The sequence below is a fragment of the Gordonia sp. OPL2 genome, from assembly GCF_003797825.1.
Classification (GTDB): Bacteria; Actinomycetota; Actinomycetes; order Mycobacteriales; family Mycobacteriaceae; genus Gordonia.
On record NZ_RKME01000140.1, the window covers coordinates 1 to 385 of the forward strand.

The following is a 385-nucleotide window of genomic DNA, read 5'->3' on the forward strand; positions in this document are numbered from 1 at the left end:
CGGTAATGATGAAGGCACCAAAGAACCAGTTGCCGACATAAATATGCTTCATCTTGCGTTTCATGATGGTGCCGAAGAACACCAGGCCGTAGCTGATCCAGACCACGGCAATCAGAATGCTGATCGGCCATTCCAGCTCGGCGTATTCCTTGCTGGTGGTGAAACCCAGCGGCAGGGTAATGGCTGCCAGTACGATGACGGCCTGCCAGCCCCAGAAGGTAAAGGCGGCCAGTGAATCAGAGAACAGACGCGCTTGCGAGGTGCGCTGGACCACGTAATACGATGTGGCAAAGAGTGCGCTACCACCAAAGGCGAAAATAACCGCATTGGTGTGCAGGGGCCGCAGACGACCAAACGAGGTCCAGGGCAGGTCAAAGTTGAGTTG

Annotated in this window: 1 protein-coding gene; it reads right to left on the reverse strand. The window is 55.3% G+C overall.

Annotated features, from left to right (window positions below; all coding sequences use genetic code 11):
- Nucleotides 1-385 (reverse strand): cbb3-type cytochrome c oxidase subunit I (locus tag EEB19_RS26680; RefSeq protein ID WP_187590323.1); only part of this gene is annotated, 385 nt, incomplete at both ends.